Annotated in this window: 15 protein-coding genes; 2 read left to right on the top strand and 13 right to left on the bottom strand. The window is 54.0% G+C overall.

Going from position 1 to position 14,882, the window contains the following annotated elements; all coding sequences use genetic code 11:
- Positions 1–97: 97 nt before the first annotated feature.
- The 4 genes from F1381_RS05435 to ftsE form a co-directional block, all read right to left on the bottom strand.
- Complete coding sequence (locus tag F1381_RS05435; protein WP_151733798.1) at positions 98–1,564, bottom strand: S41 family peptidase; 1,467 nt, start codon at positions 1,562–1,564, stop codon at positions 98–100.
- 119 nt (positions 1,565–1,683) lie between these two features.
- A complete protein-coding gene (locus tag F1381_RS05430; protein ID WP_151733797.1) occupies positions 1,684–2,976 on the bottom strand; it encodes a murein hydrolase activator EnvC family protein in 1,293 nt (430 codons plus the stop codon).
- Between the two features lie 55 nt (positions 2,977–3,031).
- Positions 3,032–3,946, bottom strand: a complete 915-nt coding sequence (gene ftsX / locus F1381_RS05425; RefSeq protein WP_151733796.1) for a permease-like cell division protein FtsX — start codon at positions 3,944–3,946, stop codon at positions 3,032–3,034.
- Entirely contained in the window at positions 3,936–4,622 is a 687-nt protein-coding gene (gene ftsE, locus F1381_RS05420; RefSeq protein ID WP_151733795.1) for a cell division ATP-binding protein FtsE, read from the bottom strand. The genes ftsX and ftsE overlap by 11 nt, the downstream gene beginning before the upstream one ends.
- 280 nt (positions 4,623–4,902) lie before the next feature.
- Here ftsE and F1381_RS05415 point away from each other — a divergent pair, with 280 nt between their 5' ends.
- Together F1381_RS05415 and F1381_RS05410 are read left to right on the top strand one after the other, a co-directional pair.
- On the top strand, positions 4,903–6,330 hold the full coding sequence (locus tag F1381_RS05415; protein ID WP_151733794.1) for a VanW family protein: 1,428 nt from the start codon (positions 4,903–4,905) through the stop codon (positions 6,328–6,330).
- A 246-nt stretch (positions 6,331–6,576) separates the two neighbouring features.
- Positions 6,577–6,984 (top strand): CBS domain-containing protein, encoded by a 408-nt coding sequence (locus tag F1381_RS05410; protein WP_151733793.1) that lies wholly within the window; start codon positions 6,577–6,579, stop codon positions 6,982–6,984.
- Between the two features lie 25 nt (positions 6,985–7,009).
- On the opposite strand, the gene F1381_RS05405 is transcribed toward F1381_RS05410, so the two are convergent.
- The 9 genes from F1381_RS05405 to F1381_RS05365 form a co-directional block, all read right to left on the bottom strand.
- Complete coding sequence (locus tag F1381_RS05405; protein ID WP_187355205.1) at positions 7,010–7,627, bottom strand: DL-endopeptidase inhibitor IseA family protein; 618 nt, start codon at positions 7,625–7,627, stop codon at positions 7,010–7,012.
- A 177-nt stretch (positions 7,628–7,804) separates the two neighbouring features.
- Complete coding sequence (locus tag F1381_RS05400) at positions 7,805–8,212, bottom strand: hypothetical protein (protein WP_151733791.1); 408 nt, start codon at positions 8,210–8,212, stop codon at positions 7,805–7,807.
- Between the two features lie 3 nt (positions 8,213–8,215).
- The gene (locus F1381_RS05395) at positions 8,216–8,599 is read right to left on the bottom strand and encodes a hypothetical protein (protein WP_151733790.1); all 384 of its coding nucleotides are present in this window, start codon (positions 8,597–8,599) and stop codon (positions 8,216–8,218) included.
- 243 nt (positions 8,600–8,842) lie between these two features.
- Positions 8,843–9,490, bottom strand: a complete 648-nt coding sequence (gene pilO / locus F1381_RS05390; RefSeq protein ID WP_187355204.1) for a type 4a pilus biogenesis protein PilO — start codon at positions 9,488–9,490, stop codon at positions 8,843–8,845.
- Positions 9,468–11,081: a pilus assembly protein PilM gene (pilM, locus tag F1381_RS05385; RefSeq protein WP_187355203.1), complete on the bottom strand. Its 1,614-nt coding sequence runs from the start codon at positions 11,079–11,081 to the stop codon at positions 9,468–9,470. The genes pilO and pilM overlap by 23 nt, the downstream gene beginning before the upstream one ends.
- A gap of 16 nt (positions 11,082–11,097) precedes the next feature.
- The gene (locus F1381_RS05380; protein WP_151733787.1) at positions 11,098–11,847 is read right to left on the bottom strand and encodes a prepilin peptidase; all 750 of its coding nucleotides are present in this window, start codon (positions 11,845–11,847) and stop codon (positions 11,098–11,100) included.
- Between the two features lie 160 nt (positions 11,848–12,007).
- A complete protein-coding gene (locus F1381_RS05375; protein ID WP_151733786.1) occupies positions 12,008–12,472 on the bottom strand; it encodes a type II secretion system protein in 465 nt (154 codons plus the stop codon).
- A gap of 148 nt (positions 12,473–12,620) precedes the next feature.
- Positions 12,621–13,826, bottom strand: coding sequence for a type II secretion system F family protein (locus F1381_RS05370; protein WP_151733785.1), 1,206 nt, complete (start codon positions 13,824–13,826; stop codon positions 12,621–12,623).
- Entirely contained in the window at positions 13,813–14,874 is a 1,062-nt protein-coding gene (locus F1381_RS05365; protein ID WP_151733784.1) for a type IV pilus twitching motility protein PilT, read from the bottom strand. The genes F1381_RS05370 and F1381_RS05365 overlap by 14 nt, the downstream gene beginning before the upstream one ends.
- Between the last annotated feature and the right edge of the window lie 8 nt (positions 14,875–14,882).

Here is a 14,882-nt window from a genome sequence, read left to right as displayed (position 1 = left end):
TTATGATCACCCTATCCGACATGTTCAAGCCTGCATCCGATATGTACACCATTTCCATAGTGATATCTAGAAAAAAAGAAGGCTGGGTCTCAGCCTTCTACTTGTTCGACGCCGCCGCACCGATCTCCTTCCGGATCTCGGCAATCGCCGCATTCCGCTGGTTATCGTTGGCCGGGTCCTGAATCACCTTGATCAGCGCTGCCTCCAGCGCCTCCGCCGTCTTGGCGTCAATGACGCCGGTAGCGGTCAGCTTGGAAGCCGTCTGGAACTTCTTGACCGCATTCTTCGTGGCGGTATCGAAATACCCGTCCTTGCGGCCCGGCTTGTAGCCGAGTCCTTCCAGCATGACCTGCGCGTTCTTGACATCCGTGCTGTTCATATTGAACTGCAGGGTGTTGCTCTTGTTAATCGGCGCCACCGCGAAATAATCCGGCTGCGCCACAGCAATGTCGGGTTCAATGCCCTTGCCGTGAATCCAGGTGCCGTCCGGCGTCAGCCATTTGGCAATCGTGATCTTCAGCAGGCTGCCGTCGCCGAACTGCTTGTCGAAGCTGGTCTGCACCGTGCCTTTGCCGAAGGAATGCTCACCGATCAGCTTGGCTCCTGCCGACTGCTGCAGCGCTCCGGCGAGAATCTCGGAGGCGCTGGCGCTGCCCTTGTTCATCAGCACAGCCACCGGATACTTCTTACTGGAGCCTTTAGAGGTACTGACCTCGCGCTGCTTGTTCTTGTCTTCTACCTGTACGATCGCTTTGCCGGAAGGAACGAACTGCTCCGCCATTTCGATGACGATCGGCAGCACGCCGCCCGGGTCGTTACGGACGTCAATGACGAGTCCCTTCATCCCCTGCTTCTCCAGATTGGCCAGCTCTTCCTTGAAGCGCTCCGCCGTATTCTGCGAGAATTGGGTGACCTCGATGATGCCGACACTGTCCTCCATCGTTGCGTACACGGTCTCCAGCTTCACATCGTCGCGTACAATCGTGAACTTGAGCGCCTCTGCCGAACCGGAGCGCTGAATCTCCAGAACCGCTTCGCTGCCCTTCGGGCCGCGAATCTTGGCGACAGCATCATTCAGCTCCAGGCCTTCCAGCGTTTCGCCGTTGACCGAAAGAATAATGTCCTTGGCCTGAATTCCCGCCTTCTCGGCCGGGGAGCCCTTGATCGGGGAGACAACAACGACTTTGCCGTTCTCCGAGGATACCTCGGCGCCGATGCCGGAGAAGGAGCCTTCGATGCTCTCCTCGAATTTCTCCGCTGTCTCCTTGCCCATATAGTTGGAATACGGATCGCCCAGCGCTTCCATCATCCCGTTGACCGCGCCGTCGATCAGCTTGTCCCGGTCCACTTCTTCATAATAATTGCCCTCGATCAGACTCAGGGCCGTGCCGAGCTTCTGCGCTTCCTTGTCCTCCAGCCCGCCCGTACCCGGCAGAACTGCCGCCAGCCCTTGCCCGGCGGCTTGTCCGAACACATTGGCATAGCCGGTCACGCCCAAGGTCAGCAGGCTGCCGCACAGCAGCGCGGCCACGATCATTATGGCCGCAGTGCTCTTCTTCAACATGATGCTCCCACCGTCCCTTCATATCCTCTGACACCCAAGTAAAAGTCCCGTTCGCTTGAGGAACGGCATCTCTTCCAGTATATGCCGGAGGGGAACTTTATATTTATAATCGCCTAAATTTACAGATACGGCATAGGATCAACAGTAACGCCGTCTACACGCACCTCAAAGTGCAGATGCGGTCCCGTCGAACGTCCGGTCGATCCCGATTCGGCAATGACTTGTCCGCGGTCGACCTTGTCGCCTGCCGAAACTCTCAGCCCGCCTTCACGGATATGTCCATAGAGCGTCCATACGCCGCCGCCATGGTCAACAATGACGCAATACCCATAGCCGCTCCACCATTCGGCGACCAGCACTGTCCCCGAGTCGGCGGCGTGAATATTCGTACCCTGCGGCACGGCAAAGTCCACGCCCGTGTGCATCTTGCCGACTTCGCCGGTCACCGGATGCGTCCGTTTGCCGTAACCCGAAGAAATCCGCGCCTGGCCTACTGGCAGCAGGAACGGACCGTTCCCGCCGATATAAGAGGAGGAAGCCGGGGCGCTGCTAGCCGCTGCCGCCTTCTTCGCTGCGGCTGCCGCTGCAGCCGCTCTGCGTGCCGCTTCAGCCTTGGCCGCCGCCGCTTTGCGCGCAGCTTCTTCCGCCTTCAGCTGATTCTTCTGCTTCTCCAGCGTGGAACGTTCACTGGCCAGTTGCACAAGCTTGGCCTCCTGCTCCGCACTGATTTCGCCGTTCTCCTGAATCTCATCGTCATAATAGGCGATCAATTCCTGCTTCTCAGCTTCCTTCTCCTTCAGCAGGCTCCGCTGACCTTCAAGCTCCGTGTACAGCTGCTTGGCCTGGGCATATTGCCCTTCGAGTTCCTGTTTCTTCTCGATCACAATCTGCTTGTCCTGCTTATGCTGCACGAGCAGGTCCTGGTCCTGATCCACGATCATCTTGAGCGAATCGGCCCGGTCCAGGAAATCGGTAAAGCTCTTGGAGGAGAGCAGGACATCCAGATAGGAGACCGCTCCGTCCGTATACATCAGGCGGACACGGGATTCCAGCAGCTTGCTGCGCGCCTCGACGCGCTCTTCGGCTTCATCCAGCTCGGTTGCGGTCGCGGTCAGCGACTCCTCCGTGCTGGCGATTTTGGCGGACGTCGTATCCATCTTGCCCTTCACTTCTTCAATTTGCGACAATACATATTCCAGATTGAGCGTAGTCTTGTTCTTGTAGTGCTGCGCTTCCTGCGTCTTGGCAGCCGCCTGCTCCTGCGCGGCCTTGGCCGCCTGCACTTCCTGCTGCAGCTTCTTCAGCTGCTGGTCGATTTCCGCTACACTTGTCTTCTTGGCATATCCGTCAGAGGGTCCCCACAAAGCGACAGCCAGCAATGAAACAGCTAATCCGGCGGCAATCTTTTTCAACTCGCGCTCCCCATCCTTTGATCCAAATGTATATATAAATTCGTCATAAAGTCCCTTAAACCTTCAAAAACTTGCGAATCGACACCGTACTTCCCCAAATGCCGATCAACACGCCGAGTCCAACCAGAAGTCCGCACAGATACAGCCAAATATCGGCAAAAGGCACCAGCGAGAGGCCCAGCATCGGGTCCCCCTGTACGGAATTGGTCAGTGCGGTATAGCCCAGATACAAAATACCCGAAGTGACGAGCGACCCGACCAGACCGATCAGCGCCCCTTCGACAAAAAACGGCCAGCGGATAAAATAGTTCGTCGCCCCCACCAGCTTCATAATGCCGATCTCCTTACGGCGGGCCAGTATGGTCACCCGGATCGTATTGGATATGAGGAACATGGAAATCAGGGCCAGGCCGGCGACAAAAATAAGGCCGATGTTGCGCACCGCGCGCGTTATTTTGAACAGCGTCTCCACGGAGCCCTTGCCGTAATTCACTTTGTAAATCGGCTGCTCAGGATGATTCTCATTGAGCGCCTCAATCTTCTCCGCCACAAACGGCACGGTCGTCGGCTGGATCACTTCCACCAGCAGCTTGTCCGGCAGCGGGTTATTGTCCACATCGAAGCCTTCCAGCAGCTCGGCTGCATCCGGCCCCATATCCTCGCGGAATTCCTTCAGCCCCTGCTCCTTGGAGATGAACTCGATCTTGCTGACCTCCGGCATGGCACCGATTTCGTTCCGGACGGTATCGATCATGCTCTGGTCAATATTGAGCGCCAAGTGAACGTTGATCTGCACCTGGCTGTCCGCCTTATCGGCGATCGAATTCACGTTCAGCACCAGTAATATGAACACGCCCAGCACAAAAAGCGAGACGACAATGGAGGTGACGGATGCCACTGACATCCATCCGTTGCGGAATACGTTCTTGAACCCTTCCCGCACATGCCGCAAGAAGGTCCTAAAATTCATAGCCGTATTCCCCTCTCTGCTGGTCTCTGACGATCTGTCCGTGCTCAATCGCCAGCACCCGCTTACGCATCTTGTTTACGATATCGCGGTTATGGGTCGCCATGACAATGGTCGTCCCCCGGAAATTAATCTCGTCCAGGAGCTGCATAATGCCCCAGGAGGTCTCGGGGTCCAGATTGCCGGTAGGCTCGTCCGCCACAATGACCGAAGGATTGTTGACGATGGCCCGGGCAATGGCAATCCGCTGCTGTTCACCGCCCGAGAGCTGGGAGGGTTCGCGGTTCGCTTTGGCCCGCAGGCCCACCAGATCGAGCACTTCATTGACGCGCTTCTTGATGATCTTCTTCGGCGCTTCGATCACGTCCATCGCAAAAGCGACATTCTCATATGCCGTCATCTTCGGCAGCAGCCGGAAGTCCTGGAACACTACGCCAATGTTGCGGCGGACGTACGGAATTTTGCGCGGCTTCAGCTTGCCTATGTTAAAGCCGCCCACGGAAATCTGTCCCTTGGTCGGCGTCTCTTCTCTATAAATCAGCTTCATGAACGTGGATTTCCCCGCGCCCGAAGGCCCGACGACATACACGAATTCATTGCTGTCAATCTTGACGGATACCCCTTGGAGCGCATTGGTTCCGTTGGGATAGGTCTTCCATACATCCTGCATTTCTATCATGAACTCTACCACTTCCCGGTTGTGACTTGTGCGCATAGAAGCCGCCACGTTAGCGACGGAATGCGGCTCTTTCCATAAAATGCATAAATTGCAGACGTATCTATTGTAACAAATTCGTAACCGCTTGAGTACCCGAAAGTTTTACCGATTCTTTACATATACATTTATTAAGGCAAGCATCTACTTCATTATATCGGGTTGCGGAAGCCGTTTCATAAGCTTGTATTCTATACCTGCTCCGCCGGAAGCGCAAATTTGAAACCCTGAAGGAGAATTGACTATGACCAAAATCCATGCCGCCCTCATCGCATTCATCAGCCTGCTGCTGGCCGCTTCACTCGTCTATGGGGGGCTCTACTTATACGGCAATTCGCCTGTTCTGCCCAAAGGAACGGTGCTCGGCGGCTGGCCGGTCGGAGAATTGCCCGCACAGGAGGTGGCTGAGGGGGCGCAGGCCCGGTTGAAGGCGCTGGAAGCCGTTCCGCTGGTGCTGAGAACACAGAACGGGGCAGAGCTGACGCTTACGTTACGGGAAGCGGGGATTGCTTATGAAGCGGAGGACTTCCTGCGCCATCAGGGAGAGCTGACCTCCGGCGGGCTGCTGGATCGCGTGCGTGTCCGGCACAGCTTCCCCCGTCACTGGGACATCGGAGTCCATCTGGAGCTGGCCGGACTGAAAAACCGCCTTAGCCCCTCCTGGGAGCAGGAGAACTTCGGCGCTCCCGTGAACGCCACCCGTCAGATTACCGCAGATGACCGTATCGTTTATACGGAGGAGACGACCTCGTTTGCCGTGGATTGGCCTGCGCTGGAGCAGGCTTTGCGCGCTGCCGTTCCCACCCGGCTGCAGGACCTGGCAAAGCTCCGGGGTCTAGAGATCCGGCTCGATATCCCTCTGACGGTGAAAGAGCCTCCGGTTACGCTGAAGCTGCTGAAGGAGCAGGGCGTGGAGCGGCGGATCGCCCAGTTCAGCACCTCGCTCGGCACGAGCGGCCCCGGCCGCACCTACAACGTGGAAGCCGCCGCCAAAGCCGTGGACGGCACGGTGCTCCCGCCTGGGGCCGTCTTCGATTACGGCAAGGCGATTGAGAAAGCCCAGGCAGAGTACGGCTTCCGCGAAGCGCCGGTCATCGTCAACGGGAGGCTGCAGCCGGGCACGGGCGGCGGAATCTGCCAGGTTTCAAGCACGCTTTACAATGCCGCCCTGCACGCGGGCCTTGAGATCGTCGAGCGGCGCAATCATTCCGTCCCGGTCAACTATCTGCCCAAAGGCCGGGACGCCACCTTCGCCCAAGGCTATATCAATTTCCGTTTCCGCAACAATACCGGCAAGGTGCTGGTGATCAAGACCGTGGTCCAGGGCCGCAGCCTAACGATTAAGCTGTTTGGCACCTTCCCGAGGAACGTCACTTATCATGTGGAATCCCGCACGGTGGAGGTGCTGCCGCCAACCGACAGGTACGTTAGCGATCCTTCGCTGCCGAAGGGCGGTACCCGGGTGCTGCAGGCCGGCAAAACCGGCTACATCGTCGAAACCTATATCACTAAATTCGTCGACGGCAAAGCCGTGGAGAAGAAACAGCTGTCCCGCGATGTCTACCACGCCCAGAAACGGGTCATCGCCATCAACCGCGGCGGCATGAGCCGCACCGTACAGCCGGAGCCCGTCAAAAAGCCGCTGGTGGAGGATGGCATCAAGGACAGCTGAGGTGCAAGTGGCCCGACAATAGACAACGGCTGTGCCTTGACCTGGTGACAGGAGGCACAGCCGTTTTTGTATCGCATAATGTATTGAATTACCGTTCCCGTAATACTCATTGCAGCTTGTGGATGCACAGCATTCGGTCCTATGCTTAGTCCTCTATTTTTACATTCCACTGACCTTCGCGGTTATTGCCGTTAACGGTAGTGCTGTAAACTGGAGGGACACCTAATACAGAAAGGATGATCCATCATGAGTACCGTAGCCGTAAGTCCGCTCTCTGCCTTTCTCCGCAGCGCCCCGGCCGTGAAGACCTCCCAGACCTGCCGCGAGACACTGCGCGTAATGTTCCAGCATCCGGAGTCCAAATGCATCGTGGTCTGCAGCAGCGGCAATGAGCCCGTGGGACTGCTGATGAGCGAACGCTTTTTTCTGAAGGTCACCGGACGGACGGGCAGCGATATGATCTACCGCGAGCCGGCATCGAAGCTGATGAACCGCCAAGCGTTGACGCTCGACCTTTCCACCCCTGCTGAAACGGCGCTGGCCGCCGCAATGAACCGCCACGAAGCCATGAGAAATGACAGCATCATTATTACGGACCAGGGCAAATATGCCGGCGTCGTCTATCCTGCGGACCTTATGGGCAGCGTGGAATAACACGCTTTAGCCCCGGCCGTTAGCCTTATCCCCGTCTAAAAAGAATATCCGGCGACATGTCAATCCGCCAGTATCCCTCCACCTTCTTCAGCTTTACTACGGAAGTTACGATCTCCCCCTGCACGCCCACAACCGGGATATCCAGCTCGAATACGGCAGTGGCGGCATTCTTCGAAATCATTCTCGCTGTAGCCTGTTTATAATCCAGCGGGGTACCCACATCGGCATTATACTGTGCCATCCGTCCCTGGAACTCCAGGAACTGGGATTGTGCATAGAAGGCTGCCGCATTGTGCGTGAATGCCCGCTTCACATAATTCATCAATTGCTGCTTGGTGCCCAGATCACTGGACAGGTAGCGGAACTCCATCCCATTGTATGTCAAAAGCTCCGGTTCAAACACTTTGCCGCCTTGGCTGGTGTACGTGTAAATCTTCTCCGCATGAACCACCAGCGGAATAATGCTCCGTACCGTCAAATTATTAATAGTGGCCGGACCTTCCTTGCCTGTCGGCGCGGCAACAGCCGCTACCGTCTTCACGCCCTCTACAGCGCTTACCGGAGCCGCCAACGCTCCTCCTGAAGCGCCGATCAATCCCAGTGACAACGCCATTACCCCGCTCAGCCATTTCTGCTTGTTCATTTTGTCCATTCCTCCCGGTAGTGTAGTCCCTTGGCATCATTGTGCAACACCCTGCATTGCAGCAATTGGCTCGATATAACTTACGATCGGCTGTAAGCAAAAATACCCACTCCAGCCGGGAGGAGAAACGGGCCGGATGGGGTGGGAAGCAGAAAATTAAAATTTTACTTACAGAGCTCAATTTTTAGCTGCATATCTTTTCAACATTTCTTTTTTAAACGAACTTACCCTTCGCGTTGCAAGCATGTAGACTTTTTCTTTGTCTCTTGGACCAATTGCTATAATCTCCATACGTACAGCACCATTTGCTAATTCCACTGGCCGGTACACGATGCGTATACTTAAGGCCTTTGGCTTTATCTTTGTAAAACCAAAAAGAGCACCTAAAAGCGGCTCCCCATATCCATCAGGTTTAATTAGGGGACCTTTTTTTGCTTGAGCGACTATAAGCGCTAGTATTATATTTATTTCTTTTTTGAAACCCTTTAAATCACTGGCCGCATCCTCGCCCATTGCTACTTCTATGTTTAAACCCGCAACAGTAAGTAACTGCTTTAATTTTAGTTCAATATCCTCTGGTGACATCTCCTAAATCTCCACTTCATCACTAAGCTTTATAATCTCATCCACATCAATGTCTTCAATTCCTGCTTGATGTATAGCTTGAGCTAAAGTGACATTAGGATTAAAGGCATGAAGTCGGGAAATTGCCATTTCTTCAACTAATTGATCAGCAGCATTCGAAATAGTATCCCTTAGTTCAAGCAGTTCCTGCAGAAGATCCACATCAATAATTGCACCTAACGCATCCTTATTCCTTGAATTTTGGACTAAATAGATGTCTCCGCTTTTTTTATTGGCATAAGAATCAAGTATCTCGGAAAGCTTGTTCGTTCGAGTGATTTCAGTAATAGAAAGAACGTTATGTTTATAAAATTCAATCATCGAAGATGTTATTTGTTTTGTCTCCACAGTCTCGCCCTCCATTATTAGCGACCATAAGTATAGAAACTATTCTTATCATATATAATATGCAACTGGCGTGTAATTATATACACATTATATAGCACACTTCATTTTTACTTCAACCAATATTTCCAATCATTATATAGAAATTGGCTTTTGACCACAAAACCCCAGACGGTCTACTTCATATATATTTTTCCTTGAGCAGCACACAAAAAATCCGCCCCGGAGGGCGGATTAAAGGCAGTATCATGGTTGATCCTGGTTAAACGCAGTTACCTGCTCCGGCGCTTCTTCGTTTGCAGGCGCATCCTCAAAATAAGCGGTGAAGGTAACGTTCGCTGTAATGATATTCGAACTTCCCTGAGCATTATCACTGCTTGATGACCGCTGGAACGAATACGTGTCTACATTGACGATGCGGGGCATCGTCTGCAGTGCAAGCAACCAGCTGAGAATTCCAGGGTAGTCCCCTTCCACTACAGCCGTCATGTTGAGCTGCTTCACTGTCGGATAAAGCGCCGTACTGGAGCCCGTCATCTCTTGGATGGGGTTTGTGTCGCCGACACTGAAGCTGATATCTTTCAGACGCGTTCCGGTAGCGGACCCGATTGCCCGCAAATCCAGAATCAGCTGCTCGCTGTTATCTCCCTTCGGAAGCTGGGCGAGCAGTTCCGCCTGCTCGGCCTGCTGGGAAGTGTCGTTCATCTTCTCATCGATCTTTTTCTCCAGTAGGCTGTTCTGCTCATTCAATTGGCTTAGCTGCACTTCCTGATCCTTGATCTCCCGGCTCGATGGCTGCACACCGAGCATGAAGAAAGCGAACAGCAGCAGGAAGAGGATCAGCAGGCCCAGCACAATCGGCGACCGGTATTTATTCAGTTGTTCCACTGCCATCTTCCTCTCCTGCGGCATTTTGCCCATCTGTACCGGCAGCCGCCGGCTTGATGAGACTCACATGATAAACAGCGGTATAGGAACCGTAAGCCGAGGCTGCGCCGGACTCAGCCGCTGTGTCGCCCTCCGTCAGCTTCTGGATTTCCGCACTGACCGTGAAGGACATTTTGCGCAGATTGGCCAGATAAATGGAGGCGGCCTCCATGCTTGAAACCCTTACAGTCAGATCAATGGAGGTAAGGTACGTATAATTGACACTGCGCATGATGCTGCCTTGCGGCAGCCCGTAAGCCAACTCTGTCATCACGGCTACGATATCCATTTTATACGCCATAATTTCATCGACAGCCGCTTTCCGGTTCAGCACGCCTGAGGTTCCGTTCAGCTTCGCCAGTTCGGCCTGCAGCATCAGCGAGCGATCCGATGCCCCCTGAATTTGCTGTTCATTATCGGCGATCTGCCCTTTGTTCGACACGTAGAAGTAGCCGGTTCCCAGTGCAACAAGCAAGAATACGCCGGCAAGCCCGGCAGCAACGTAGGGAAATAGCACCGCTTCGCGGTCTTCTTTAGGCAGTAGATTGATTGACAAATATTTACTGCCCCGCAGAGCAGCGCCGGCCGCTACCCGGTAATCATTCAGTTCGGGATCGGTAACAGCACCGCCGTCTGCGGAGTATTCCAGACCGATCGTAGTTACCTCCAGCTCCGTCAGGGACTGTTTCAGTTCCTCCAACAACTGGCGGCGGATCTGCTGGGGACCGGCAATCAGCACATTCTGGATTCTGGTGGTCCCGTCATGCAGACTGTACTGGTAGAAGTTGAGCATACGCGAGATTTCAGCGGTGATCTCCACCATTTGACCGGAAGTCAGCAAATTATCGGCGAATTCAGACGCAGCCGCCGCTTCCCTGGCATATCCTCTGTCCGGGTGAAAAGCCGGCTGCACTCCGCTGTTCAAATCCATTTGGTTAATGGTCCGGATAAACACCGGGTTTCCGCTGCGGAACATATATACGTCGAGTGTGGTCTGCTCGATGTTGATCAGCATGGTTTCCTCGAACAGCGCTTTCTGTCCGAGTGCGAGGCTGCGGGCCAGTGCGGTTGTTGCAATCTCTACGCTGCTTACACGCAGGCCCGCCCCTTCCAATATATCGATATAATCCTGGATCGGCTTACGGGGCGCAGCGAACACGAGCAAATGGCTGGTCTCTTCATCGACATCGATCGTGACGTAATCATATACCGGGCTTTCAAAGGGCAGATGCAGCCCCGTCTCCACCTCCAGCTTCACAAGCTGCTCCACTTGCTTCGGATTCGTGCTTGGGATGCTCATTTTGCGGATGATGATCTGAGAGGGCGGAAGAGACAAGGCGACCCGGCTGCCGCGCAGCTTCTCCTCTTTGACCCACTGCTTGACCCTTTCCAGCAGGGCTTCGCTGTCGGCGACCTGATTCTCCACAATCATGCCCGGCGAAAGCGGGAGGTACCGCTTCTTGCGGACTTCCCACGACTTTTTATTTTTCAAGCTGATGTAGCGGATTCCCGTCTGCTCAATCGCAAGACCGGCCGCAGAATTCTGAAGTCCAAGCATATGAGCAATAATCCTCCTAATGGATAAGCGAGAGATACCCGCCGATAATCTGTGAGCCATAACCGTAGGCAAGCAGCGCTCCCGCAGCCAGCCAAGGGCCGAATGGGACCCGCTGTCCGCGTTTTACGACACCTGTCAACTGCAGCGTGCCGCCAACCAGCGTTCCCAGAAGACAAGCCGTGAAGAATGCCAGCAGTACGCCGGGAAAGCCGATGACCAGCCCCAGCAGCGCGAACAGCTTCAGATCGCCCATGCCCATCCCGCCGAACCAGGCGAACGGCAGAATGATGCCGCCGCCGATAACCGCGCCCAGTAAATACAGCCACCAGGGACCTTCGGCGTTCAGCAGGGTGAGCACAAGCAGGAGCGGTGTAAAAAAGAGCAGCACCTTATTTGGAATCAGCATATATTTCATATCCGCCACTGTCACAATCACGGCCAAGCTCGACAGAGCGATTGCCGTTATTCCCCGGATCGTGAGCCCGAACTCCAGGTAAGACCACAGGAACAGCAGTCCGGTCGCAAGCTCCCCGAGCGGGTACAGCACGGACACCTTGGCCCCGCAGTGCCGGCACTTCCCCCGGCTGGCCAACCAGCTGAACACGGGCACCAAATCCCGCGCCTTCAGGCGTGTCCCGCACCCGGTGCAGTGCGAGGGCGGCGAATTAAGCGACTCCCCCGCCGGTACCCGCAGCGCAACAACGTTATAAAAGGAGCCCAGCACCAGTCCGAGCAGCGTGATGTAAATGGCGATAATGATGGTCATGGGCAGGTTCCTTTGTGTGGGATGTGAGGTTGTCAGGATTTAGAAAAACACGGATCTCATACTCTGACAGAATAACTCATGGTTAAGCTGCTGTGGTGTTTAAAAAAGGAATCGGAATGGTCCGATTCCTCAAGAGAATAATTAATCCCAAAATAACATTTTAGTTTTCTGCTTTTAAGATATTAGTAGCAGGAAATTGGAAAGTATTAGCGGAATCTGAGCCTGTATATAATGTAACCGCACCTGTTGTTGTATTTGTAGGGTTGGCCAGTTGACCGTTAGCATCGAAATGAACGTTTGCATTGGTTAATTGTGTTTTATTGCTTGGCAGGAGTGTTTGTGGGTCGATATATCCTTTAGTTGTCAATTCTGTAAGTGTAACATCTTGGTTTGCGAATATTCCGTTTTCTTCTGCCGTAATGTATAGCCGAGCGGCATCATAAAACTGACGAGCAGTCGCCAAGTTAGAGTCCGCTCTAGACTTATTTATAATTCCACCAATCATGGGTATCGCAATAACCGCAATAATCCCCAGAATTACGATAACCGCTAAAAGCTCGATCAGCGTAAAGCCCTTCTGTCCTTCTTCTTTATTCAATCTCTTCTTAATCGCGTTCGCTAACATTCGATTTCCTCCTAAAAATAGTATTTATGAATGAGTGGCTGCCTACTTACGATAGATTGTTGCTCACGTTGCTCTCTGATTTCTTCATTCGTCAGCACGAAGGGTCCTTTCCTTTCGCCCGGCGTCACCCCTCTCACAGTTACATTTATCACATATTGCTATAAATACTAAACATCGGCAGCATAATCGCCGCTACAATAACCCCAACAACCCCCGCCAGAAAAGCTATCAACAGCGGCTCCAGCAGTGACTTCAGCCGGTCAACGGTATTCTCGACGTCCAGCTCGTAGAAATCTGCCACTTTGGACAGCATATGGTCGAGTGCGCCGGTTTCTTCACCAATGGCGATCATCTGCGTGACCAGCGGTGGAAAGACCCAGGCTTTCTTCAACGGCTCGGACAACGGCTTCCCCTGTCTAAGCGAATCACTGGCACTTCGGATATACTGCCCAATTACTTTATTGCCAGCAATCTCCTCAACAATGGTCAGCGACTGCAGAATGGGTACAGAGCTGGCGTACAGTGAGGAAAAGGTCCGTGTGAACCGTGCGATCGAGCCCTTCTGGTTTAGCATTCCGAACACCGGCATCTTCAGCTTGGCATAATCCAGTGCATAGGCACCTTTTTCCGTGCGTTTCGCAATTTGATAAGCAGCAATTATTATGACAAGTCCCAAGGCCCAGAAGTACCACTGTCCTTGAATACTTTTACTTAATGCAAGCACCATCTTCGTAATACCCGGAAGCTCGGCATCCATGGACTCGAACATCGTTACGAACTGCGGAACGATTGCCCACAGCAGATAAACTACCGCAGCTACCGCCATCACTGCGACGGTGATCGGGTACATCAGCGCCGATTTGATTTTCTCAGTCGTCGTATGCTGTTTCTCGAAATACATCGCCAGCCGCTCCAGCGTGCCTTCCAGATCACCCGATTCCTCGCCTGCCCGCACCATACTGACGAACAAATTCGGAAAAATCTTCTTATGCTCCTGGACGGCTTGCGAGAAAGATATCCCGCGCATTAGGCTGGAGCCAACGTCCTGCAAAGCTTTGGCCAGCGGCTTGCTGTCCGTCTGATCCGCCAAAATCCGGGTTGCATCAACGATGGATACGCCCGCCCGGATTAAAGTCGCGAACTGGCGGCAGTAGATAATGAAATGGATCGTTTTGACCGGATTCCCGATGTAGATTTCCATCGACAGAATGGAATTCTTTTGTTCATTCAGCGAAAATACGGTGAGCCCCCGCTTGCGCAGCTCCTCCATCGCCGTGGACTTGTCCAGCGCGGTCAGCTTGCCCTTGAGCGGCTTGCCGGCTGCCGTCTTGACCTCATATTCAAATTGCGGCATCGGCTTTCACCTCCGCCAGATATGCCTTGGCTGCCGCCGGATCGATAAGCCCCAGCCCCAAATATTCGCGGATGGTCATATCCAGCGTATGCATGCCCAGTGCTTTACCGGTCAGCATCATATTCTTGATCTGGTGCGTCTTCTCGCTCCGGATCAGATTGCCTACCGCCGGTGTATTGATCAGTATCTCGGTGGCGCAGAGCCGCCCTTGGCCTCCAGACCGCGGGAACAACCGCTGTGACACAACCGCGAGCAGAACCGAAGCGAGCTGCAGACGAATCTGGTTCTGCTGGTGTCCCGGAAACGCATCGATAATCCGGTCGATGGTCTGCGGCGCATCGGAGGTATGCAGGGTTGCCAGCACCAGATGGCCTGTCTCCGCCGCGGTCACCGCTGCCGAGATGGTCTCCAGATCCCGCATTTCCCCGAGCAGAATTACGTCCGGGTCCTGACGGAGTGCAGCCCTCAGGCCGCTGGCGAAGCTGGATGTATCGTTTCCGACTTCCCGCTGGTCAATGATGCAGGTACCGTGGCTGTGCAGAAACTCAATCGGATCTTCCAGCGTCACAATATGCTTCCGTTCGCTCCGGTTAATATGGTTGATCATTGCCGCAAGCGTAGATGATTTGCCGCTTCCGGTCGGGCCGGTTACCAGAATCAAGCCCTGCGGCTTCATCGCCAGAGACGAGAGAATCGGCGGAAGCGCCAGCCGTTCCAGGGATGGAATATCAGCCGGAATACTGCGGGCAGCGATGCTGATACCACCCCGCTGGCGGTATACATTTACACGGAAACGCACCCCGCCTTCCAGCGGATAAGAGAAGTCATACTCTCCCGTCGCACGAAACCCGGCTTCTCTTTCCGGTCCCAGCAGATCGAGGGCCATTTCTTCGGCCTCACCGGGACCAACGAGCGGGCCCTCCATGTTGTTCAGTCTTCCGTCAATCCGCAGCACTGGAGGTGAACCTACGGAAATATGCAAATCGGACGCTCTGGAGGAGTAAGCCATGTGCAGCAGCTGCGTAATATTTCTGGTTGAAGTCGGCATTTGAGTCT

The organism is Paenibacillus tengchongensis (assembly GCF_008973665.1).
In the GTDB taxonomy this organism is placed as follows: domain Bacteria; phylum Bacillota; class Bacilli; order Paenibacillales; family Paenibacillaceae; genus Paenibacillus_AQ; species Paenibacillus_AQ tengchongensis.
The sequence above is the reverse complement of the archived record's forward strand: the minus strand, read 5'-3'. Positions and strand labels throughout refer to the sequence as shown.